The 22906-nt window shown below is 71.4% G+C and carries 18 protein-coding genes and 1 pseudogene; 10 read left to right on the top strand and 9 right to left on the bottom strand.

The window, feature by feature from the left end; genetic code table 11:
* Positions 1-1387, bottom strand: a 1387-nt coding sequence (locus FV230_RS09965) for a transglycosylase domain-containing protein (RefSeq protein WP_187275460.1), incomplete at its 3' end; no start/stop codon positions are given.
* A gap of 161 nt (positions 1388-1548) precedes the next feature.
* Between FV230_RS09965 and FV230_RS09960 the strand changes: the two genes are divergently transcribed.
* The 4 genes from FV230_RS09960 to FV230_RS09945 all read left to right on the top strand — a co-directional run bounded on the left by FV230_RS09960 (position 1549) and on the right by FV230_RS09945 (position 4257).
* The gene (locus tag FV230_RS09960; RefSeq protein ID WP_147842257.1) at positions 1549-1815 is read left to right on the top strand and encodes a BrnT family toxin; all 267 of its coding nucleotides are present in this window, start codon (positions 1549-1551) and stop codon (positions 1813-1815) included.
* Positions 1778-2098, top strand: a complete 321-nt coding sequence (locus tag FV230_RS09955) for a BrnA antitoxin family protein (protein ID WP_147725686.1) — start codon at positions 1778-1780, stop codon at positions 2096-2098. The genes FV230_RS09960 and FV230_RS09955 overlap by 38 nt, the downstream gene beginning before the upstream one ends.
* A gap of 64 nt (positions 2099-2162) precedes the next feature.
* Positions 2163-3830, top strand: coding sequence for an alpha-amylase family protein (locus FV230_RS09950; RefSeq protein WP_147842255.1), 1668 nt, complete (start codon positions 2163-2165; stop codon positions 3828-3830).
* 58 nt (positions 3831-3888) lie between these two features.
* A complete protein-coding gene (locus tag FV230_RS09945) occupies positions 3889-4257 on the top strand; it encodes a hypothetical protein (RefSeq protein WP_147725688.1) in 369 nt (122 codons plus the stop codon).
* Positions 4258-4314: 57 nt separating this feature from the next.
* Here the strand turns inward: FV230_RS09945 and FV230_RS09940 are convergent.
* Positions 4315-6611: pseudogene (locus tag FV230_RS09940) on the bottom strand (TonB-dependent receptor).
* Positions 6612-6983: 372 nt separating this feature from the next.
* Here FV230_RS09940 and FV230_RS09935 point away from each other — a divergent pair.
* The 3 genes from FV230_RS09935 (at position 6984) to gyrB (ending at position 11248) form a co-directional block, all read left to right on the top strand.
* Positions 6984-7628: an MBL fold metallo-hydrolase gene (locus FV230_RS09935; RefSeq protein WP_147725689.1), complete on the top strand. Its 645-nt coding sequence runs from the start codon at positions 6984-6986 to the stop codon at positions 7626-7628.
* A 5-nt stretch (positions 7629-7633) separates the two neighbouring features.
* Positions 7634-8593 (top strand): aldo/keto reductase, encoded by a 960-nt coding sequence (locus FV230_RS09930; protein WP_147842254.1) that lies wholly within the window; start codon positions 7634-7636, stop codon positions 8591-8593.
* A gap of 177 nt (positions 8594-8770) precedes the next feature.
* Positions 8771-11248: a DNA topoisomerase (ATP-hydrolyzing) subunit B gene (gene gyrB / locus FV230_RS09925; protein ID WP_187274726.1), complete on the top strand. Its 2478-nt coding sequence runs from the start codon at positions 8771-8773 to the stop codon at positions 11246-11248.
* Positions 11249-11444: 196 nt separating this feature from the next.
* Here the strand turns inward: gyrB and FV230_RS09920 are convergent, their stop codons facing one another.
* The 7 genes from FV230_RS09920 to FV230_RS09890 form a co-directional block, all read right to left on the bottom strand.
* On the bottom strand, positions 11445-13361 hold the full coding sequence (locus FV230_RS09920; RefSeq protein ID WP_147842253.1) for an ATP-binding protein: 1917 nt from the start codon (positions 13359-13361) through the stop codon (positions 11445-11447).
* Positions 13358-14353 carry an ATP-binding protein gene (locus tag FV230_RS09915; protein ID WP_147842252.1) on the bottom strand — a complete coding sequence of 332 codons (996 nt, stop codon included), beginning with the start codon at positions 14351-14353 and terminating at the stop codon, positions 13358-13360. The genes FV230_RS09920 and FV230_RS09915 overlap by 4 nt, the downstream gene beginning before the upstream one ends.
* A gap of 2 nt (positions 14354-14355) precedes the next feature.
* The gene (locus FV230_RS09910) at positions 14356-14775 is read right to left on the bottom strand and encodes an anti-sigma regulatory factor (RefSeq protein ID WP_147842251.1); all 420 of its coding nucleotides are present in this window, start codon (positions 14773-14775) and stop codon (positions 14356-14358) included.
* Positions 14756-15157, bottom strand: a complete 402-nt coding sequence (locus tag FV230_RS09905) for an STAS domain-containing protein (protein WP_147842250.1) — start codon at positions 15155-15157, stop codon at positions 14756-14758. Before FV230_RS09905 ends, FV230_RS09910 begins: the two co-directional genes overlap by 20 nt.
* Before the next feature lie 4 nt (positions 15158-15161).
* A complete protein-coding gene (locus tag FV230_RS09900; RefSeq protein WP_147725695.1) occupies positions 15162-16040 on the bottom strand; it encodes an STAS domain-containing protein in 879 nt (292 codons plus the stop codon).
* Between the two features lie 422 nt (positions 16041-16462).
* Positions 16463-16642, bottom strand: a complete 180-nt coding sequence (locus tag FV230_RS09895; RefSeq protein WP_147842249.1) for a hypothetical protein — start codon at positions 16640-16642, stop codon at positions 16463-16465.
* Between the two features lie 273 nt (positions 16643-16915).
* On the bottom strand, positions 16916-18901 hold the full coding sequence (locus tag FV230_RS09890) for a malonate decarboxylase subunit alpha (protein ID WP_147842248.1): 1986 nt from the start codon (positions 18899-18901) through the stop codon (positions 16916-16918).
* Between the two features lie 300 nt (positions 18902-19201).
* Here FV230_RS09890 and rsgA point away from each other — a divergent pair, with 300 nt between their 5' ends.
* From rsgA to FV230_RS09875, 3 genes are all read left to right on the top strand, one after another.
* Positions 19202-20215, top strand: coding sequence for a ribosome small subunit-dependent GTPase A (gene rsgA, locus FV230_RS09885; protein ID WP_243938970.1), 1014 nt, complete (start codon positions 19202-19204; stop codon positions 20213-20215).
* Positions 20216-20352: 137 nt separating this feature from the next.
* Positions 20353-21990, top strand: coding sequence for an inorganic phosphate transporter (locus FV230_RS09880; protein WP_147842247.1), 1638 nt, complete (start codon positions 20353-20355; stop codon positions 21988-21990).
* Positions 21991-22242: 252 nt separating this feature from the next.
* Positions 22243-22906: MFS transporter (locus FV230_RS09875; RefSeq protein WP_147842246.1), on the top strand; the 664-nt coding region annotated here is incomplete at its 3' end.

Below are 22906 nucleotides of genomic sequence, written 5' to 3'. Positions count from 1 at the left end.
CCGGCCTGCCGACGGCCGCCTTCGCCGCCTCGGGTTTCGCCTCCGCCCCGGTCACGCCCGGCAGCGATTGCGGTGCCGCCTCGGGGGCGGGCGTCGCCGCCCCGAGCTTGCGCACGCTGTCGGCGAGGTTGAACTCCGGCCCGGAGAAGGTCTGGCGCCCGGTGCCGCGCTCGTAATTCGCCAGCCCGTCCTGCAGCGCGCCCTCGACCGCCCGCTGCAGCCCGGCATTGATGGTCGAGCGCACGGTGAAGGACGAAGCGGTGAGCGAATCGAGGCCGGCGAAGGTGCGGGCCTCGCGGGTGAGATGATCGACCACGTAGAACCCTGAATCCCGCCGCGCGGTCTCGATCGGCTTCAGCCCGAGGTCGGAGGCGACGGCCGCCGCCATCTCGGCCTCGGTGATCGCCCCCTCCTCCTTGAGGCGGGCGAGCACGTAGGCGCGGCGCTCGCGGGCGCGCTCGGGGTACTTGTCGGGGCTGTAGAAGTTGGGGCCCTTCGGCATGCCGGCGAGAAGCGCCGCCTCGGGCAGGGTGAGCTCGCCCACCGACTTCCCGAAATAGCTCCTGGCGGCCATCTCGATGCCGTAGGCGCCGCGGCCGAGATAGATCCCGTTGAGGTAGAGCCCGAGGATCTGCGGCTTGCCGAGGATGCGCTCCAGGCGGGAGGCGACGATCATCTCGCGGATCTTGCGCTCGTAGGTGACGTCGTCGCCCACCGAGAGGTTCTTCACCACCTGCTGCGTGATGGTCGAGCCGCCGGCCGGGCGGCCCGGGGCGGCGAGGTTTCCGATGAAGGCGCGGATCACCCCGCGCTCGTCGATGCCGTGGTGGCTCTCGAAGCGCTTGTCCTCGGCGGCGATGAAAGCTTGTCGGACCAGTTGCGGCACGTCGCCGATCGGCACGACGAGGCGGCGGCCGTTCGGCTCGAAGGTCTCGGCGAAGGGCTTTCCCGAGGCGTCGAGGATGCGGGTCATGCCCGGCAGCGCCTTGTCGCGCAGGGCCTCGGCGGTCGGCAGGTCGGTGGTCGCCTTGTTGTAGAATTCGATCACCTCGCGGGCGTCGAACGGCGAGGCCTTGGGGTTCTCGCCCTTGCAGAACTGCTTGTAGCTCGTGTTCAGCTCGCCGATGTCGAGCCCGTGCAGGATCTTCGGCGCCGCCGGCCCCGCCACCGCGCTCGGGTCCTCCATCGCGGTGGAGATCAGCTCGTCGAGGTTGATGTCCTCGATGTCGAAGGCTTTTCGCATGTGCGCGCAGCCGTCGCGCAGGATCTGCACGACCTGCGGACCGTCGACGGCAGGGTCGAACCGGGTCCTTACCGCATCGGGCTTGGTCGTGACCTGGCTCAGCGTCAGGGCGGTCGCGAACAGCTTGATCAGGATGGTGTTCATGAAATCCGGGGCACCGGGCTCTTCCACGTGCGCCCCGAACCTGCGGGCGTCGCCCTGAACAGGGCGTGCACAACGCGGCTGTTTTAAGGAGCGTGCCTCGCCCCGGGCTTGTGCGCGGCTGCGTATTGACGCCTCGTATGGACACGTTACGGTGCGCTGCGATGTTCGAGTGGGACGAGGCCGAGCGGCTCGGCAACCTTGCCAAGCACCGGCTCGATTTCGTCAGGGCGGACCTCCTGTTCGACGGTCGCGCCCGGCTCGACCTGCCGTCGACGCATGCGCCCGAGCCGCGCATGATCACCGTCGCCGAACTCGACGGGGTGTTCGTCGCCCTGGTCTGGACATGGCGCGGCGATCGGCGTCGCGCGATCTCACTCCGGAGGGCACGTCATGAGGAACGAGCCGCATATCGTCAGCTATACGGCTGAGGAACTGACCGCGATGCGGAGGGACGGCGAGGACCGGACAGACTGGGAGGCCGTGAAGGCCATGACCGATGCCGAGGTCGAGGCCGCGGTCGCCTCCGACCCCGACGAGGCGGGGCTGGAGATCGACTGGAGCAAGGCGGTGTTCCACCCCGAGTCGCGCAAGAAGCCGATGACCATCCGGCTCGACGCCGACGTCCTGGCCTTCTTCCAGGGCCAGGGACGCGGATATCAGACCCGGATCAACGCCGTGCTGCGCGCCTACATGGAGCATGCGCGGAAGTAGCGGACCGGCCGGCTTCCTCCGTCCCGCCGCGCGCGTCGGGCCCCCTTCGACCTCGCGAGGCCCGATGATCACCGACCTCTGGTACAAGAACGCCGTCATCTACTGCCTGTCGGTCGCCACCTTCATGGATGCCGACGGCGACGGGATCGGCGATTTCGCCGGGCTGGAGCGGCGGCTCGACTACCTCCAGGGGCTCGGCGTCACGGCGGTGTGGCTGATGCCGTTCCAGCCCTCGCCGAAGCGCGACGGCGGCTACGACATCGCCGACCATTACGGGGTCGACCCGGATTACGGGTCGCTCGGGGACTTTGTGGCCTTCACCCACGCCGCCAAGCAGCGCGGCCTGCGGGTGCTGATCGACCTCGTGGTCAACCACACCTCGGACCAGCACCGCTGGTTCCAATCCGCCCGCTCCGACCCGGATTCGCCCTATCGCGACTGGTACGTCTGGTCGAAGGAGAAGCCGGCCAACGCCGACGAAGGCATGGTGTTTCCCGGCGTCCAGACGACGACCTGGACCTGGGACGAGGCGGCGGGCGCCTACTACTTCCACCGCTTCTTCGACTTCCAGCCAGACCTGAACACGGCCAACCCCGCCGTGCTGGCCGAGATCCTGAAGATCATGGGCTTCTGGATCGAGCTCGGGGTCTCGGGCTTCCGCATGGACGCGGTGCCCTTCGTCATCGCCGAGAAGGGCGCCGACGTGACGGGCGCGCCGCGCGAGCAGTTCGACATGCTGCGCGACTTCCGCGAGTTCCTGCAATGGCGCAAGGGCGACGCGATCATCCTGGCCGAGGCCAACATCCTGCCCCGCCAGGACCTCGACTATTTCGGCGACGACGCCGACCGCACGCACATGATGTTCAACTTCCAGGTCAACCAGGCGACCTTCTACGCGCTGGCGGCCCACGACGCGCGGCCGCTCGTCAAGGCGATCGAGCGGACCAAGCCCCGGCCGCTCTCCTGCCAGTGGGGCATCTTCCTGAGGAACCACGACGAGCTCGACCTCGGTCGCCTCACCGAGAAGCAGCGCCAGACCGTCTTCGAGAGGTTCGGCCCCGACAAGGGCATGCAGCTCTACGACCGCGGCATCCGGCGCCGCTTCGCGCCGATGCTCGACGGCGACCCGCGCCGCATCCGGCTGGCCTACTCGCTGATGTTCACGCTGCCCGGCACCCCGGTGCTGCGCTACGGCGACGAGATCGGCATGGGCGACGACCTGACCCTGAAGGAGCGCGACTGCGCCCGCACGCCGATGCAGTGGACGCCCGAGGCGCAGGGCGGCTTCACCCGGTCGGCGACGCCGACCATGCCGCCGATCGACCACGGCGCCTACGGCTACGCGCACGTCAACGTCGCGGACCAGCGCCACGAGACCGGCTCGCTCCTCAACTGGATGCAGAGCATCATCCGCCTGCGCAAGGAGGCGCCGGAGATCGGCTGGGGCGATGTCACCGCGCTCGAGACCGGCCAGCCGGCCGTGCTGGCGCTCCGCTACGACTGGCGCGGCAACGCGGTGCTGTGCCTCCACAACCTCGGGCCCGGCCCGACCGAGGTCGCGCTCGACACCGGCGTCCCCGCGCCGGACGGCCTGCTGCTGATCGACCTGCTCACGGGCGAGCGCAGCGAGGCGGACGATGCCGGGCGCCACGGCCTCTACCTGGAGGGCTACGGCTATCACTGGTTCCGGGTCGGCGGGCTCGACGCGCTACTGAAGCGCAAGCCGACCTGACCGGCGCCTCGCGCTTGCCGCCGCGGCAGGGTAGGGGAGACCGGGAAGCGAGAACCCGATGCCCCGACGCCCCCCACTTTCGCCCGACGCGACCATCGCCGACGTGCTGCCCGACCTCGAGGACGGCGAGGCCTATCTCCGCGCGGTGCTCGCCACCATGCGGATGTGCCAGAAGCATTTCGGCGACGCCGTGGTGCGGATCGGGGTGACCGCGAAGGGCGGCCCGCCCTCCTACCGGATCGACCGCCCGGCGCCCGACGGCGCGGAGGCGCTGGTGCTGTTCGGCGCCTATGGCGGCCGCTCGCACGACCGCTTCACCCAGGTGAACACCGCCGAGACCCGGTGGAGCAGCCGGGCGCTGGGCATGGCGGAGATGCTGGCGCTCCACGACGGCTTCCGCCGGCCGAAGGGCGGGGCGGCCGACTGAGCGAGACCCCGAGAGCATCGTCCTCCCGCGCGCCCCATCGACCGCGCGCGACGAGGCTCAGAATCGCAGTCGCATCCCGGTCATGAAGGTCCGCGGCGGGCCGGCGAAGATCGTGCCGCTCGTGTTCGCGAGCACGGCGCGGCCGTTCTGCAGGCCGGTGACGGGGCTCAGCGTGTTCGCCAGCGGGTTGGCGGCGCCGACATAGGCGGTGTCGAGGACGTTGCGGACCTCGCCGTAGAGGTCGAGGCGCCGGACGTCGCCGACGAGCGCCGTCGCGTAGTGGACGTTGAGGTTCAGGACCGCGAAGCCCGACACCCGCAGCAGGTTGGCGTTGTCGAGGAAGGATCCGTCCTGCGCCACCGCCTCGGCGTAGGCGCCGAGGCCGGCGAGCGGCCCGGCCGGCACGTCGTATCCGATCCGGGCGAGGAGCTGGTGCTCCGGCACGCCGACGATGCGGTTGCCGGCCCGGTCGAACGCGGCGGTGAGCGGGCCGGCCGCGAGGCGCTCGACGAACCGCGTGTAGACCTGGGCGTCGAAGGTGTAGGCCAGCGTGCCGCGCCAGCCCGAGCCGAGCGCCGCCTCCGCCCCGAGCTCGATGCCGCGGTGCTCCGAGGCCGGCACGTTGAAGGTGTAGGACAGGAGCCCCGCCCCCGGCGACTGGCCGACCAGCTCGTTGCGGAAGAGCTCGTAGAAGCCGGTGAGGCTGACGCGCACGCCCGCCGTCGGGAACCAGTCCGCGCCGAGGTCGAAGCCGAGGTTCCGCTGCGACCGGAGCCCGGTGTTGTCGCCGGGGATGCCGGCCGGCGTGACGAACAGGTTGCCGACCGACGGCGTCGCGTAGCCGGCGGCGACCCGGCCGCGCAGGGCCCAGTCCGCATCCGGCCGGTACACGAGGATCAGGTCGGGCGCGACGTTGACGTAGGTCGGGTCGACCCCGGTGACGGCGGAGGCGGCGCCGGCGGCCGTGTAGGCGAAGGTGGTGTTGCGCCCGGCGATCGCGGTCCGCGTCGCGCCGATCCCGAGCACGGCGGTCCAGCGGTCGGACACGGCGATCTCGGCCCGTGCCCGGCCGCCGAGGTTGTCCTGCATCGCCTCCTGCAGGCCGATCGGCGCGCCGATCCGCGGTCCCCCGTAGGCCGCCCGGTTGAAGGTGGGCGCGCGGATGTCGATGGTGTCGTAGCTCAGCGCGAGGTAGCCGGTGGCGGCCAGCCCGAACAGCTCGCCGCGCCGGGTCAGGTCGGCGGCGAGGTTGACCGAGGGCAGGCTGGCGCGGCCCGCCAGGGTGTAGAACGGCTGGTCGTAGCGGCGCTCGTCGTAGCCGGCCTGGACGCGCCAAGTCGTCTGCGCGTCGACGTGGTGCTCCCAGCGGCCGGCGACGACGGTGCGGCGGTCGTCGCGCCCGAAGCCGCCCTCGTCGGCGGTCACCGCCACGGTCCGTCCGAAGATGCCGTTGCGCAGGATCGCGACCGTCGCGCAGCCGGGCGCCGCCGTCGCGGCGGTCTCGCAGCCGCGCTGGTACGGGTTGAGGGTGAACTGGTTCAGCGACGCGCGCGCCGGCAGCCCGGTGGAGACCACGTTGTCGATCACCTTGAGGGTGAAGCGGTCGTCCGGGCTCGGGGTGTAGCTCGCCAGCAGGTTGACGGTCTGGGTGTCGAAGCTCGCATGGCCCTGGTAGCCGTTGCCGCGTGCGTCGCTGGAAAACAGGCTGATCTCGAACGGGCCGCTCGCCTGGCCGACGGCGAAGGACGTGTTCAGGACGCCGAAGCTGCCGGCGTCGACCGCGACCTCGGCGCCGTCGATCTCGCGGCCGGTGCGGGTGCGGAAGGCCAGCGCGCCGCCGCTGGCATAGTTGCCGAACAGGGCCGATTGCGGCCCGCGGAACACGTCGATCCGCGAATAGGCGCGGGGATCCGACAGGTCGAAGCGCGAGGCGCCGTCGGCCTGCGTCACCAGGAACCCATCCTCCAGCACCACCATGTTGCGGGTGATGCCGGTGGAGCGGGCGTTGTTGCCGCGGATCGAGATCACCACGTCGCGGCCGCCGAGCCCATGGCGGACGGTGACGCCGGGGCTGTTGGCGAGCACGGCGCCGATCCCCGTCGGCGGCCGGTCGTCGATCGCGCCCGCGCGCGCCCGATCGACGTCACCACCTGGCCGACGGGGTTCTCGATCGGGCTCGGGGCCGATCCGGGCGGAGCGGACACGCCGAAGTCGCGGGGCTCGTCGGGGCGGGCCTCGCCGACGACGGAGAGCGTGTCGAGGGTGACGCCGTCGTCCGATCCGGGTTGGATCTCCGCCTCCGGCCTTGCCGCGGCCTCCGCCCCAGCCGCCGCGGATACGAGCTGGGCCAGCATCAGGGCGGGCACGATCCGGCGGAGGCGGACGCGCTCCCGCAAGCGCCGGAACGCCATCGCGGTCACCCGGTGCGGTCGACGCGCGGCGCGACCGGCAACCGCGCGGCGATGTCGACGAAGGCGGGCGGCACGGGCACGGCGCAGATCCGCGAGACGGACGAAGGCGAGACGGACGACGGATTGTGCACAAAGTTGTATCGGTTGCACCGTCAACCAACCAGCCGGCGGCGGCGCACGCGCGATGAATCGGCCGAGCCGTCGCATTTCGGATACAAGCGCTCCTGCGGTGCGGCCGCCCCCCGGGGTGCGGCTCGACCCGATCGGGGTTAGAACGGGCGGCGCTTCCACCCTCCACTCGGTGAACGGACCACCATGCCAGGCACGCCCCGCGTCGGGATCATCCCGGTCACGCCCTTCCAGCAGAACTGCACCCTGATCTGGGATGCCGCGACCAAGGTCGGCGCCGTGGTCGATCCCGGCGGCGACCTCGACCGGATCGAGGCGGCGATCGCCGAGCAGGGCGTGAGCGTGGAGAAGATCCTGCTGACGCACGGGCATATCGACCATGCCGGCGGCGCGGCCGAGCTGCGCGAGCGCCTCGGCGTGCCGATCGAGGGCCCGCACGAGGCCGACCGCTACCTCCTCGACTCGCTGCCCGAGACCGGCGCCAACTACGGCATCGACGGCGCCCGCGCGGTCGTGCCCGACCGCTGGCTCGACGAGGGCGACGCCGTGACCGTCGGGCCGCTGGCCTTCGACATCCTGCATGCCCCCGGCCATTCGCCCGGCAGCGTGGTGTTCGTCAGCCGCGACGCGCGCTTCGCCCTGGTCGGCGACGTGGTGTTCAAGGGCTCGGTCGGGCGCACCGACCTGCCGGGCGGCAACCACGACCAGCTCATCCGCGCGATCCGTGAGAAGGTGCTGCCGCTCGGCGACGACCTCGCCTTCATCCCCGGCCACGGACCCACCGGGACGCTCGGCGAGGAGCGGGTCTCGAACCCGTTCCTGCAGGGTTGAGCGCCATGGAAACGCGCCCCGTCGGCCGCTCCGGCCTGTCCGTCGCCCCGTTGTGCCTCGGCGCCAACGTCTTCGGCTGGACGGCCGACGAGACCACGTCCTTCGCGATCCTCGACCGCTTCGTCGACGCGGGCTTGAACTTCGTCGACACGGCCGACGTCTACTCGCGCTGGGCCCCCGGGCATGCGGGCGGCGAGTCGGAGGCGGTGATCGGCCGCTGGTTCGCCGCGCGCGGCACGCGGGACAAGGTCGTGCTGGCGACCAAGGTCGGCATGGACATGGGCGGGGGCAGGACCGGCCTCGCGCCCGCGCGCATCGCCGAGGCCTGCGAGGCCTCGCTCCGCCGGCTCCGGACCGACCGGATCGACCTGTACCAGTCGCATGCCGACGACGCGGCGACCCCGCAGGAGGAGACGCTGCGCGCCTACGAGCGCCTGATCCAGGCGGGCAAGGTGCGGGCGATCGGCGCCTCGAATTTTTCCGCCGCGCGCCTGCGCGAGGCGCTGGCCGTCGCGGAACGCGCGGGCCTGCCGCGCTACGAATGCCTGCAGCCCGACTACAGCCTGGCCGAGCGCGGCTACGAGGCCGAGCTCGAGCCGGTCTGCCGCGAGGCCGGGCTCGGCGTGATCGGCTACTTCTCGCTCGCGGCCGGCTTCCTCACCGGCAAGTACCGCTCGGCGGAGTCCGCCGCCGGCCGCGCCCGCGAGAACCGGGTGTCGAAGTACCTGACGCCGAAGGGCTTCGCGCTGCTCGGCGTGCTCGATGCGGTCGCCGCCGAGCACGGCGCCAGCCCGGCGCAGGTGGCGCTCGCCTGGATCATGGCGCGCCCCGGCATCACCGCGCCGATCGCCAGCGCGACCTCGGTGGCGCAGCTCGACGAGCTGATCGGGGCCGCCACGCTGCGCCTCCCGCCCGATGCGATCGCACGCCTCGACGCGGCGTCGGCCGGCGGGATTCAGGCCTAACCCGACGTTAAGGCGGCCGCGTCAGAACACGGGACCGAGCCAGGCCGTGCAAGCCTGGAAACGATGCAATTTCAAGGCGGAACGCCTATATGAGGCGGACTGATCGAATCGCAGGCGGGGCTGCTCCCAAGCGGGCGCCGGACCCTCGCGCTCGGACCCGCCTGCCCGAGGACCTTGATGTCTGACCAGAACCCGAACGACCTGTCCCAGGGCGCCGTGCCCCCCGCCGAATTCGTCGACGCCTACGGCGCGGAGTCGATCCGCGTGCTCAAGGGCCTGGATGCCGTGCGCAAGCGCCCCGGCATGTATATCGGCGACACCGACGACGGCTCGGGCCTGCACCACATGGTCTACGAGGTGGTGGACAACGCCATCGACGAGGCCCTGGGGGGCCATGCCGACCTCGTGACCGTGACGCTGAACGCCGACGGCTCCTGCACGGTCTCGGACAACGGCCGCGGCATCCCGGTGGACATCCACAAGGAGGAGGGCGTCTCGGCGGCCGAGGTCATCATGACCCAGCTCCACGCCGGCGGGAAGTTCGACCAGAATTCCTACAAGGTCTCGGGCGGCCTGCACGGCGTCGGCGTCTCGGTCGTCAACGCCTTGTCGCAGTGGCTGCGCCTGCGCATCTGGCGCAACGACAAGGAGCACACGATGGAGTTCCGCCACGGCGACGCCGTGGCCCCGCTCAAGGTCCTCGGCCCCGGCAACGGGCGGAAGGGGACGGAGGTCAGCTTCCTGCCCTCCACCGACACCTTCACGATGATCGAGTTCGACTTCGCGACGCTGGAGAAGCGCCTGCGCGAGCTCGCCTTCCTCAATTCCGGCGTCCGGATCGTGCTGACCGACGCGCGCCACCCCGAGCACCGGCGCGAGGAGCTGTACTACGAGGGCGGGATCGAGGCGTTCGTGCGCTACCTCGACCGCTCGCGCAAGCCGATCGAGGGCGTGTCCAAGCCCGTCATGGTGCGCTCGGAGCGCGACGGCATCCGCGTCGAGGTGGCGTTCTGGTGGAACGACTCGTTCAACGAGACGGTGCTGCCCTTCACCAACAACATCCCGCAGCGCGACGGCGGCACCCACATGGCGGGGTTCCGCGCCGCGCTGACCCGCCAGATCACCGGCTACGCGGAATCGTCGGGCATCGCCAAGCGCGAGAAGATCACCCTCACCGGCGAGGATTGCCGCGAGGGCCTGACCGCGGTGATCTCGGTGCAGGTGCCGGACCCGAAGTTCTCGTCGCAGACCAAGGACAAGCTCGTCTCCTCCGAGGTGCGCCCGGCGGTGGAGAACGTGCTGAACGAGGGCCTGTCGAACTGGCTGGAGGAGAACCCGTCCCAGGCCCGGTCGGTGATGGGCAAGGTGATCCTGGCGGCCTCGGCCCGCGAGGCCGCGCGCAAGGCGCGCGAGACCGTGACCCGCAAGGGCGCGCTCGACATCGCCTCGCTGCCGGGCAAGCTCGCCGACTGCCAGGAGCGCGACCCGAGCAAGTGCGAGATCCTGCTGGTCGAGGGCGACTCGGCCGGCGGCTCGGCCAAGCAGGGCCGCGACCGCACCTTCCAGGCGGTGCTGCCGCTGCGGGGCAAGATCCTCAACGTCGAGCGCGTGCGCGCCGACCGGATGCTCGGCTCGGCCGAGATCGGCACGCTGATCACCGCGCTCGGGGCCGGGATCGGGCGGTCCTCGACCGACCGCGAGGGCTTTAACCCGGACAAGCTGCGCTACCACCGCATCATCATCATGACCGACGCGGACGTGGACGGCTCGCACATCCGCACCCTGCTCCTGACCTTCTTCTTCCGGCAGATGCCGGAGCTGATCGAGCGCGGCCACCTCTACATCGCCCAGCCGCCGCTCTACAAAGCCGAGCGCGGGCGCAAGGCGCTCTACCTCAAGGACGAGCGCGCCCTCGAGGACTACCTGATCGACCAGGGCGTCGAGGGCGCGACCCTGACGCTGGCCTCGGGCGCGGCCTTCGGCGGCCCGCAGCTCAAGACGCTGGTCGAGGAGGCCCGCACCTTCCGCGGCATCCTGCTCGGCCTGCACACCCGCTACGACCGCTCGGTGGTCGAGCAGGCGGTGCTGGCCGGCGCCTTCCGGCCGGAGGCGGCCGAGCACGCGGGCGAGGCCGAGGTCCTGGCCGACGTGACGGCCAGGCGCCTCGACGCCATCGCCGACGACATCGAGCAGGGCTGGCAGGGCGAGGCGTCGGAGGGCGGCTACGTCTTCGGGCGCACGCTGCGCGGCGTGCGCCAGGTCGCGACGCTCGATGCCGGCCTCATCGCCTCGCAGGAGGCGCGCCGCCTCGCCGACCGCGCCGACGCGCTCCGCGAGATCTACGGCGAGCCGGTCACCTTCTCGCGCAAGGGCGAATCGACGGTCCTGCACGGGCCGGTCGCGCTGTTCGAGGCGGTGATGGCGTTCGGCCGGAAGGGGCTCCAGCTCCAGCGCTACAAGGGCCTGGGCGAGATGACCGCGCAGCAGCTGTGGGAGACGACGCTCGACCGCGACATCCGCTCGCTGCTCCAGGTCAAGGTCAAGGACACCACCGACGCCGACGACCTGTTCGTCAAGCTGATGGGCGACGTGGTCGAGCCCCGGCGCGAGTTCATCCAGGAGAACGCGCTCAGCGTGGCCAACCTCGACGTGTGATCTGTCGGTGCGAGACGAGTCCGGCCGACGGCCGGACGACGCTCCCACGGACCTCGGTGTCCGCCGTATCGGATGTCAGGACAGCCCGTTCGCGCCGAGAGCCCGGCGCATGTCGAGCTTGTCGCGGATCCCGTACTCCGCGAGGGCGGCGAGCGGTCGCGCTCGGACAGCGCGGCGGGCGCCGTCTGATCCTGCGTCATCGGCCGTGCTCCGGGGGGTCGGGGGCCGGGGATGCGGTGCCGATGATCCGGCGCAGGACCCGGCCGACCTGCGCGGCCGAGTAGGGCTTGTGCAGCAGCTCGAAGCCGTGGCTGTCCTCGCGGGCGAGCACGTGGCTGTAGCCCGAGGCCAGCACCACCGGCAGGGCCGGGATGCGGAGGCGCAACGCCTTGGCGAGCTCGATGCCGCCCATGCCGGGCATGACGACGTCGGAGAAGACGGCCCGGAAGCCGGCCCCGTCCGTCCCGAGGCGCACGAGCGCCTCCTCCGCGTTGACCACCCATTCGGGCGCGTAACCGAGGTCCTCGAGGATCTGCGAGCAGAAGGCGCCGACCTCGAGGTTGTCCTCCACGAGCAGGATGCGCTGGCCCAGCCCCGCCGGCGACAGGGCGGCGTCGGGGTCGGCGACGGCGGCCTCGACCGCCTCCGACGAGACCTCGGGCAGGTAGAGGGTGAAGGTCGTGCCCCGGCCGATCTCGCTCGTCACGTCGACGTCGCCGCCGGACTGCTTGGCGAAGCCGAACACCTGGGAGAGCCCGAGCCCCGTGCCGCGCCCGATGTCCTTGGTGGTGAAGAACGGCTCGAAGATGCGCCCGAGCACGTCGAGGGGAATGCCCGAGCCGGTGTCGGCGAGCGAGACCGCTGCGAACGGCCCGCGCGAGCCGGCATGGCCCCGGATCGTCGGCATGGCCTGCCCGGCCGCCACCCGCATCGTCAGCGTCCCGCTGCCGTCCATCGCGTCGCGGGCGTTGACGGCGATGTTCACCAGGGCCGTCTCGAACTGGTTGAGGTCGGCGCGCACCAGGGCCGGCCTGTCCGACGCCTCGACCCGGACGCGGATGCGCGCGCCGGTGATGGTGTCGAGCATCTCGGCCACGCCGTTCAGGCACGCGCCGACCTCGAACACCTCCGGCTTGAGGGATTGCCGGCGGGCGAAGGCCAGGAGCTGCCCGGTGAGCTTGGCGGCGCGGTCGACCGTGTCGGAGACGGCGTCCATGTAGCGCTTACGCCGGTCCTCGGGCAGGTCCGGCCGGCGCAGGAAGTCGACGGACGAGCGGATGATGGTCAGCAGGTTGTTGAAGTCGTGCGCCACGCCGCCGGTCAGCTGGCCGACCGCCTCGAGCTTCTGCGATTGCCGGAGGTCCTGCTCCATCCGCTCGCGCTCGGCCGCCTCGGCGAGGAGCCGGGCGTTCGCCGCGGCGAGCTCGGCGGTGCGGGCCGCCACCTGGCTCTCGAGGAGGGCCCCCGCCTCGCGGAGGAGGGCGGCCTGCGCCTCCAGCTCCGCGTGGAGCGCCACCACGCCCCGGTTGGTGTCGGACAGCTCCCGGTTCAGGCGCTGGGCTTCCTCCTCGCGTTCGGCGAGCTCGGCGAGGCTGCGCAGGAGCTCGCGGTTCTGCTCGCGCATGGCGGTCGCCGGCTCGTCCGTCCGGGCCCGGGCGACGTCGTCGGCCAGGGTGGTCAGCCGGCGCCCCGTGAAGGTCTCGGAGCCGAACGGCAGCCGCATCCCGAACGTCACCATCGTGCCGTGGTCGACGACGGATTCGATCTCGAAGCGGTTCATCAGCCGGCGCGACCCGGTGATGCCGATGCCGAGCCCGGTGGTCGAGCGGTAGCGCCCCTCCAGGATGGCATCGAGATGCGGGATGCCGGGCCCCGCGTCGCGGACGCGGATCAGCAGGATCTGGCCGCCCTCCACCGTGTCGAGGCCGTACTCGACCCGTCCGCCGCCGGCGTAGCCGTAGGCGTTGCGCGCGATCTCGGACAGGGCCGTGGCGATCCGGGTCTGGTCCTGGACGCCGAAGCCGAGGCGCTCGGCCAGCCCGCGCACCCGCTGGCGCACCGCGATGATGTCGTCCTCGTGCTCGACCAGGCTCGAGAGCAGCGGCCACCTCATGCCGGGTCCCCCCGCACGACGAGCACGGTGGCGTCGTCGCGGGCGCGGGCGAAGTCGCGCAGGATGACCCCGGCCACGAGGGTCGGGTGGGCGCCGGCGAGGCCCGGATGGGCGTCGAGGGACCAGCCCGTCGCGATGCCGTCGGAGCAGAGCACGAACAGGTCCCGCGCCTGCATCGGGTACTCGAACTCCTGGATCCGCCGGGCCGCGTGGCCGGCCGTCCCGGCCAGGCTGACCGTCCGCTTCATCGCCGCGCCGGAGACCACCGCCCCGGCGACGTTGCCGATGCCGGCCAGCGCGAGGGTGGCGCGATCCCGGGCGTAGCGCGCGACGGAGATCGCGCCGCCGCGGGTGTGGGAGAGGCCCGCGTGGATGGCGGCGAGGATCGCGGCGGGCGGCTCGTCGCGATGGCGCCGGAACAGCTTGAGGGCCTCCTCGGACGCCTTGGCGGCCTCCGGCCCGTGGCCGAGGCCGTCCGACACGATGGCGGTCCAGCCGTCGTCGCGCTCGCGCACGGCGTAGGCGTCGCCGTTGGCGGTCTCGCCCTTCAGCGGCACCGTCACCGCGCCGAAGCCGGGCACGCCGTCCGGGGTGCGCGTCCTGTCGATCGACAGGCGCGCCAGCACCGCGGTGCCGAGGCCGGGCCGGGAGACGATGTCGAAGGCGTCGGAAAGGCGACGCACCGCGCCGAGCCCTTCGCCGGCGCTGCCGCCGGTGGAATGGCCGTCGCGCAGGGCGAGGCCGAGATCCTGGCAACCGTTGCCCTTGTCGAGGGCGAGGATCTCGACCCCCGAGCCGGTCCCGTCCTCGTAGGTGCCCACCAGGACCTCGCCCGGCACGCCGTACTTGACGACGTTGGTGGCGAGCTCGGTGACGACCAGGGCCACGCGTCCGGCCGCGGTCTCGTCGAAGCCGATGCCCTGCGCCACGGCGACGGCGCGCCGCCGCGCCTCGGCCACCTGGCTCGCTTCCGTCACGGTGATCCGGTGCATGCTCACTTCCACCGCGCGATCGTCACGCGGGTGCCGGCTCCGGGGGTCGACGCGATGTGGAACTCGTTCGAGAGCCGCTTGGCGCCGCCCAGACCGAGGCCGAGCCCGCCGCCGGAAGTGTAGTGGTCGGTCATCGCCTGATCGATGTCGGCGATGCCGGGGCCCTGATCCTCGAAGGTCAGGCGCAGGCCCCTGCGCGTCCCGGCCTGGACGATCTCCGCGTGGACGTGGCCGCCCCCGCCGTAGTCGAGGGTGTTGCGCGCGAGCTCGCTCGCGGCGGTGACGATCTTGGTCTGGTCGACGAGCCCGAGGCCGATCTCGATGGCGAGCGCGCGGACCCGCTGGCGCACCCGCACGACGTCGTCGCCCGAGCGGATCGCGAGGGTCTCGGCCTTGGGGGGCTCAGCCTTCGTGGCCTTCACGGTCGCCCCCGCAGCCGTCCTCCTCCTCGGCGAGCCGCGCCCGGATCAGCGCCATGCCGCGCTCGACGTTGAGGGCGGTCTTGATGCCGGTCAGCTCCAGGCCGAGCTCGACCAGGGTGATGGCGACCGCCGGCCGCATGCCGGCCACGACCGTCTCCGCGTCGAGGACGCGCGAGACGGCGGCGATGCTCACCAGCATGCGCCCGATGAAGGAATCGACGATCTCCAGCGCCGAGATCTCGAGCAGGACGCCGCGTGCGCCGGTGCGCGCGATCATCGCGGTGAGGTCCTCCTCCAGCGCGAGGGCGAGGCGGTCGTGCATGTCGACCTGGATGGTGACGATGAGGGCGCCACCCAGCTTGAGGATCGGGATGCGGTCCATGGCGTCAGCCGCGTCCCTCGATGGAGGCCTGCTGGCGCACCACCTTGCGGCCGGTCCGCCTCAGGGCGACGGCGAAGGCGTCGGCCAGGGTCGCCTTCGAGACGACGTTCAGCTCGACGCCGAGATGGACCATGGTCTGGGCGATCTGGGGCCGGATGCCGGAGACGATGCAGTCGGCGCCCATCAGCCGCGCCGCCGCGACGGTCTTCAGCAGGTGCTGCGCCACCAGGGTGTCGACGGTCGGCACGCCGGTGATGTCGATGATGGCGATCTCGGCCTCCTCGTCGACGATCGCCTGGAGCAGGTTCTCCATCACGACGCCGGTCCGGGCGCTGTCGAGGGTGCCGATGAGCGGCAGCGCGAGAATGCCGTCCCAGAGCCGGACCACCGGGGTCGAGAGCTCGGCGATCTCCTGCCCCTGGCGCCCGATCACCTCCTCGCGGCTGGCCAGGAACACCTCCATGGTGTGCAGGCCGAGCCGATCGAGCACCCTGCTCGCGGCCCGGGTCCCCGCCGCCAGCGTCGCCGCGTCCGTCGCGTGGGCCTTCTCGAGGGCCTCGAAGACCGGCGGCTTGAGGGAATACACGAAGTTGGCCGTGTCGGTCGGCGTGAAGCCCTGGATCGCCCGCGAGCGCGAGATGTCGGCGAGGGTGTCGCGGAGCTGGGCGAAGCCCTCCGCGTCGGCGTCGAGCCCGCCCGCGGCGAAAGCGTCCCGAAGCTGGCGATAGACCGCCCTGGCCTGGGTCTGGAGCTCGGCCTCGCGGATGCGGCCGCTCTGCAGGGATGTCCCCTCCCGGAGGGACAGGGTCCAGGCATCGAGGATGGCGGCCTCGTCGTCCGCGAGCGTCCGCTTCAGGACCTCGGCGCCATCGATACGCGTCATGTCTTCCCCCTGTCGTGATCCAGCATCTACCTGGGTCGTGAGCGTTTCGATAGGCTGCATCGCCGCCAAGTCCGGTCTCTCTCGCGGCAATGCTTGCATTCGGATCAGTGAAAAGAAAGATTCCCACGCCCGGAACCATCATCGGCCCGGACCGTCCTCGCGCGCCGCGAGACGGATGCGGCGAGGCGCCGCCCGAATTTGAGGTGCTGCGTGACTTTGAAGAGCTTGGCCAAGCTCTTGGCAGAGCCGGAGAAATCGCGTCGGCGACGACGTCCAGCCGGCGTGGGAGAGACGGCTCTCATGGTCGGGCGCCAGCGTCCGGGCGGACGGCGGCTTGCCCGTGGAACCCGGTGACGCCTCGGACGAAGCGGAGACCGACGGCGCGCTGCGCAACCCGCCGGTCGAGGGCGGCCTCCGACCCGTCAGGGCGTCGGATCGGCCGCCGCGACGGCGTGGTCGAGCTTCCGCAACAGCGTGCAGAGCTGCTCGGAGGGCGGCGGCGTCGGCAGGGCCTCGTACATCGCGCGCAACGTGCGGCCGAGATGCCGCTCGGTCGCGTTCACGGGCGAGGCGTAGAGCCAACGACTCTCGAAGAAGGGCACGGTCGTCTCGCTTTCGGCGTCGGGCAGGGCTGCGTCCCGGCGACCCTGCCCGATCGACGGATTCGATCCGGCGTCGCGGCAGCCCCCGACATCAGACTTAGCCAAGCGTGCTCGTCGCCCGGAGTTCCCGTCACGGGTTCGATGACAGGCATGCGTCCGATCGATGCTTGCGCCATCTTGATGAGCCGAGCCTTCAGGCTCGACCCGACTTGGCAGAGACGCGCAGGATCCGGGCGCCGACGCTCGCGTCCCGGCGTCCGGCCGGACCTCCGATCACTCGGCCGCGCGGAGCGGGCGCTCGCCGACATCGGCCTGCGCGGCCTCGCGCTCGGCGGCTTCGAGGAAGGCGTGCGCCTCCGAGCGGCGCTCGAAGACGTGCGGGGCGAGGCCGCGGCGGCTCAGGGCCTCCTGCATCTTCAGGCGCAGGAAGGCGCTCGTCGCGTAGCGCGTCGTCGTGAGGTAGTGGTACTTCGACAGGTACTCGATCATCTCGGCGTAGTCGTCGTAGAGGTTCTCGCCGATGCGGAACCCGTCGTGGTTGACCACCGAGTTCACCCGCTGCCCGGCCTTCAGGCAGGCGGTCTCGAGCACCTGACGCAGCGCGTCGATGTCGCCCTTCGAGCGGACCTGCCAGCCTTCGAGGTTGACGAACAGCAGGTTGCGCGCCGGGTCGTAGCTCACCCGGTCGGGCAGGTTGAGGTTCAGGAGGTCGGCGAGCAACTCCATCGGCTCGTCGCGGAAGATGCGCGGGTCCATCGGGATCGGGTTCTCGATCACCGGCGTGAAGTCCATGTGGGCGAGGATGTCGCGGCCGATGTCGATGCCCGGCGCCACCTCGATCAGCTCCAGCCCGGCCTGGGTCAGGTTGAAGACGCAGCGTTCCGTCACGTAGAGCACCGGCTGCCGCCGCTCCTGCGCGAACGGCCCGCTGAAGGTGTTCTGCTCGACGGATCTGACGAACTTGCGCGAGCGGCCCTCCTGCACGATCCGCAGGCGGCCCTCGTCGATCTCGGTGACGAGGCCGCCGGAGGTGAAGGTGCCGGCGAACACCACCTTGCGCGCATTCTGCGAGATGTTGATGAAGCCGCCGCAGCCGTTGAGCCGCCCGCCGAAGCGGCTGGTGTTGACGTTGCCGGCGCCGTCGCACTCGGCCATGCCGAGGCAGGTCATGTCGAGTCCGCCGCCGTCGTAGAAGTCGAACATCTGGTTCTGGTCGATGATCGAGTCGGCGTTGGTGGCCGCGCCGAAGCTCGAGCCGGAGGCGAGCACGCCGCCCACGGCGCCGGCTTCCGTCGTCAGGGTGATGTAGGGGGTGACCTTCTCCTCGTTGGCGATCGAGGAGATGCCTTCGGGCGCGCCGACGCCGAGGTTGACCACGCCGTTCGGCGGCAGCTCGAATGCGGCGCGGCGGGCGATGATCTTGCGCGCGTCGAGCGTCATCCGCTTCAGGCCGGTGACCGGCACGCGGATCTCGCCGGCGAGCGCCGCGTCGTGCTGCACGCCGTAGTTCATGCGGTGCTGCTCGGGCGGCGCCACCACGACGCAATCGACCAGGATGCCCGGCACGCGCACGTCCTTAGGCTTGATCGAGCCCTGCTCGACGATGCGCTCGACCTGCGCGATGACGATGCCGCCGTTGTTGCGGGCGGCCATCGCCTGGGCGAGGTTGTCCAGCGTCAGCGCCTCCTTGGAGACGCAGAGGTTGCCCGACGGGTCGGCGCTGGTGGCGCGGATGAAGGCGACGTCGATCTTGGTGGCCCGGTAGAACAGCCACTCCTCGCCCTCGACCTCCACGACCTTGACGATCTCGTCGGTCGTCAGGGTGTTCACGCGGCCGCCGCCGTGGCGCGGGTCGACGTAGGTGTGGAGGCCGACCTTCGAGAACAGGCCGGGCTGGCCGGCGGCGCAGGCCCGGTAGAGCTGCGAGATCACCCCTTGCGGCAGGTTGTAGCCGCGGATGCGGTTGTCCTGCGCGGCCTGCGCCACCTTGGGCATCCGCCCGAAGTTCGCCGCGATCACCCGCCCGAGCAGGCCCTCGTGGTGGAGGCGCCCGGTGCCGAGGCCTTTGCTGTCGCCGGCGCCGGCGGTCATGATCAGGGTGAGGTTGCCGGGCGCGCCGGTCTCGACGAAGCGCTTCTCCAGGGCCGCGTGCAGCGCCTCGGGGATGCAGCTCTGCACGAAGCCCGTCGTCGTGACGACGTCGTCGGTGCGGATGAGGGCGATCGCCTCGTCAGCGCTGACGATCTTGTTCTTCTTCACGCGACTCTCCCTGCCGACGACCGTTCCAGTCTTGCGGCCACTGCCTTGCGGCACCTGTTGGCTCAGGCTCTATTCTTGACGGACCGCGACGGCATGGCTGCGCGGGACCGCTCGGGGGGAGGTTAGGGCAAGCCAAGGCTGCCCTGCAAACGAACATTATTTGTCGCGACGTTGAAATTAACTCGTTCTTCCACGCGCAGAATATTGAATTCAAACCCTGCGCCTTCGGCATCCCGCGGCGCTTCCGCACGCGCGCGGCTCACTGGTCAGCCGGCCGGCGCCGTGTCATGGGCTGAAGCCGTGACCGATGATCCCCACGCCCTCCGCGCCGCAGAAGCGGCCAGCCTCGGCTGGTCCGGCTTCTTCGAGGACCAGTGCGAGGCCGCCGATGCCGGCTTCGCGCCGATGCGGATCGCCCTGGTCCACCGCTCCCGGCTGACGGCGCTGTCGGCGGCCGGCCCCGTCGAGCTAATCCTGCCGGTCCATGCCAGCACCGGCGACGTCACCGTCGGCGACTGGGTCCTGGCCGATCCGCGGACGCTGACCCTGCACCGCCGATTGTCGCGGAGGACCGTGCTGCAGAGGCGCACCGAGGGCGGCAAGGTCCCGCAGGCCGCGGCCGCCAACGTCGACACCCTGTTCGTCGTCACCTCGTGCAACGCCGACTTCAACCCGGCCCGCCTGGAGCGCTACCTCGCCCTGGCCAACCAGGGCGGCACCGACCCGGTGATCCTGCTGACCAAGGCCGACCTGACCGACGACGTCGAGGCCTACCGCCGGCAGGCCGCCGCCCTCCAGCGCGGGCTGTCGGTGGTCGGCGTCAACCCGCGCCGCCCGGACGCCGCGGCGGCGCTGGCGCCCTGGTGCGGGCCCGGGCAGACCGTCGCGCTCGTCGGCTCGTCCGGCGTCGGCAAGTCGACGCTCGTCAACACCCTGGCCGGGCCCGGCCAGGACGCGCCGCAGGAGACCGGCGCGATCCGGGAGCACGACGCCAAGGGGCGCCACACCACGACGGGCCGCTCGCTGCACGCGATGGCGGGGGGCGGCTGGGTGATCGACACGCCGGGGATGCGCACGCTCCACGTCAGCGACGCCGCGGAGGGGATCGACACGCTGTTCGCCGAGATCACCGAGCGCGCGCCCGACTGCCGGTTCCGCGACTGCACCCACGCGCACGAGCCGGGCTGCGCGGTGCAGGCCGCCATCGCCGACGGAACCCTCGACCCCGACCGCCTGGACCGCTGGCGCAAGCTCGTCGCGGAGAATCGCGACAAGACCCCGGCCACGGCGCCGCGGCGCCCGCGCAGGCACTGAGCGCTCGATCGGTATTCGCCGCCTCGTGACCGTGTCGTCGGGCGCGAATCGACTGTCCTTTCGCGCGCCGTCACCGGACCGTCACGCACGCGACCTATCCGAAGGCGTTCGAAGTCCGATCGCCGTCGAGATCCGTCATGTCCGATTCTGCCCGCCTGACACCGCACCTGTCGGGCGCCGAACCGAGGCGGCGCCCGGGTCCGACGCTCGATCGCGGCCTGCATCCGGGCGGGATCGTCGCGTTCCTGCTGATCCTGGTGGCGGGCCTGGTCTACGCCGGCGTCAGCCTGATCACCGACATGAACGCGGTCGGCCAGACGCCGCTGGCGATCGGCGCCTTCGTGCTCCTCGGCCTCGCCCTGCTGATCGCGCTGGCCTTCGAGTTCGTGAACGGCTTCCACGACACCGCCAACGCGGTGGCGACCGTGATCTACACCCACTCGATGCCGCCGCTCGTGGCGGTGATCTGGTCCGGCGCCTTCAACTTCCTCGGCGTGATGCTGTCCTCGGGCGCGGTGGCCTACGCCATCGTCACGCTGCTGCCGGTGGAGCTGATCCTGCAGGTCGGGTCGGGCGCCGGCTACGCGATGATCTTCGCGCTGCTCATCGCCGCGATCGTCTGGAACCTCGGCACCTGGGCCTTCGGCCTGCCGAACTCCTCGTCGCACGCGCTGATCGGCTCGGTGATCGGCGTCGGGCTGGCCAACCAGCTGATGGCGCCGGAAGGCTCCGCGACCTCGGGCGTCGACTGGGCCCAGGCGCTCGGCGTGTTCAAGGCGCTGCTGTTCAGCCCGCTCATTGGCTTCGTCGCGGCGGCCCTCCTGCTGCTGGCGCTCAAGCTCACCGTGCGGCGCAAGGACCTCTACGAGGCGCCCGAGGGCGACACGCCGCCCCCGCTCTGGATCCGTTCGCTGCTGATCCTGACCTGCACGCTGGTCTCGTTCTTCCACGGCGGCAACGACGGCCAGAAGGGCATGGGCCTCATCATGCTGATCCTGATCGGCGCGGCGCCCACCGCCTACGCCCTGAACCGCACCATGGCCGACGACACGACGCCGGCCTTCATCCAGACCTCGCAGAGCGCCAGCGCGGTGTTCGCGAGCCACGCCGGGACGACGGCCCAGCCCGACGCGGCGGCCGCCCGCAAGCAGGTCTCGGACGCGCTCAAGACCAAGGACCTGAACCAGCCGGCGGTCTACGGCGCGCTCGCGGCCCTCTCCACCGACATCGCCGCCAACGTGCGGAACTACGGTGCGATCAAGCAGGTGCCGGCGGCGCAGACCTCGAACCTGCGCAACGACATGTACCTCGCCGCCGACGCGATCCGGCTGCTGCCGAAGAACGGCGCCAGCTTCTCGGAGGCCGAGGCCGGCACGCTGAAGGCCTATACCGGCCTGCTCAACGACGGCACGCGCTACATCCCGACCTGGGTGAAGGTCTGCGTCGCGCTGGCGCTGGGCCTGGGCACCATGGTCGGCTGGAAGCGGATCGTGGTCACGGTCGGCGAGAGGATCGGCAAGACCCACCTGACCTACGCGCAGGGCGCCTCGGCCGAGCTCGTCGCCGCCGGCACGATCGGGCTGGCCGAGGTCTACGGCCTGCCCGTCTCGACCACCCACATCCTGTCCTCGGGCGTCGCCGGCACCATGGCGGCCAACGGCTCCGGGCTGCAGATGTCGACGGTGCGCAACATGGCGCTGGCCTGGGTGCTGACCCTGCCGGCGGCGATCACCCTGGCGGGCATCCTGTTCTTCATCCTCCGCCACGTCTTCTAAGGCCAACGCCTTTCGAGGCCTGCGCATGTCCCGCTCGTCGCCCCGGGATCGCCCGCAGCGATCACCCGGACGCGTCCGACCGGATCGTGCGCCCGGCCGGGCGAGGGCGCGCGCGGTCGGGTTTCAGGGGCGGCGCCTTGCATGCCGACGGCAGGCTCCACGGCCTCGGCGGGGCTGCAAACCCGGTCGATGTCGGCTAGGCCGGGACCGATCCGGCCTCCTCGGCCGGGCGTTCGCGAGCCGCGGCCCAGCATGCCTCCCACCTCCTCGATTGCTCGCCTGATCCTGGTGCTCGCGGCCGCGGGCTTCTCCAGCACCTTCGCGTGGCGCTCGGTCGAGCCGCTGGTCGGCGTGCTGGCGCGCGACCTTCGCAGCGACGCCCACACCGTGGCGCTGCTCTCGACCGCCTTCGCGCTGCCCTACGCACTAATCCAGCCGATCCTCGGGCCGGTGGGCGACGCGGTCGGCAAGGAGCGGGTCATCACCGCGTGCCTCGCGGTGCTGGTGGCGGCGCTGGTCGGCTGCGCCTTCGCCGAAGACCTGCGCCTGCTCTTCGGCCTGCGGATGGTGGCGGGCGCCGCGGCCGGCGGGGTGATCCCGCTGGCGCTCGCCCTGATGGGCGACCGGGTGCCGATGGAGCGCCGCCAGGTGGCGATCGGCCGCTTCCTCGTCGCGGTGATCCTCGGGCAGCTCTCGGGCTCGACCTTCGCCGGGCTGATCGAGGGGCAGGTCGGCTGGCACGGCGTGTTCGCGATCAACGCCGCGGTCGCCGTGCTCGGCTGCGCCGCGACCCTGCTCGGGTTCGACCGGAGCGGCCGCCTTCCGGCGCGACGGCCGGAATTCGGGCTGGCGCTGACGCGCTATCGCGCGATCGTGGCCAACCCGCGCGCGCGGGTTGGCCACGATCGCGCGATAG

The sequence above is a fragment of the Methylobacterium sp. WL6 genome, from assembly GCF_008040095.1.
Taxonomy (GTDB): domain Bacteria; phylum Pseudomonadota; class Alphaproteobacteria; order Rhizobiales; family Beijerinckiaceae; genus Methylobacterium.
Note: the sequence above shows the minus strand (reverse complement) of the source record. Positions and strands in the feature narration are given on the sequence as shown.